This window comes from Virgibacillus sp. 7505 (genome assembly GCF_002272135.1).
Lineage (GTDB): Bacteria > Bacillota > Bacilli > Bacillales > Amphibacillaceae > Terribacillus.
Genome location: NZ_NPBF01000103.1, coordinates 1 through 330, shown reverse-complemented (window position 1 = coordinate 330; position 330 = coordinate 1). Strand labels below are relative to the sequence as shown.

Below are 330 nucleotides of genomic sequence, written 5' to 3'. Positions count from 1 at the left end.
TTCCCGCATTATTCACGTAAAAAATCGTTAAGCCAACGAACTAGCTCACTAGCTGTCAACTCTAGCTGTTCGCCCGTTTTGCGGACTTTCACTTCGACGATGCCTTCTCCGGCCCGTTTGCCAACGGCTACCCGTACTGGCAAGCCAATTAAGTCAGCGTCTTTAAATTTAACGCCTGCCCGTTCTGGCCGATCATCATACAATACGTCGATTCCAGCTTGGCGAATGTCGCTGTATAGCTGTTCAGCAAGTGTTTTCTGGTCTTCATTTTTCACATTTAACGCTAATAAGTGGACGTCGAACGGCGCCACTGCCTTCGGCCAAACAATG

At 48.5% G+C, this 330-nt stretch carries 1 protein-coding gene; it reads right to left on the bottom strand.

Annotated features, from left to right (window positions below; translation table 11 throughout):
* Window positions 1-8 precede the first annotated feature (8 nt).
* A partial coding sequence (locus CHH91_RS18115; protein WP_286160840.1) for a His/Gly/Thr/Pro-type tRNA ligase C-terminal domain-containing protein occupies window positions 9-330 on the bottom strand: 322 nt, incomplete at its 5' end.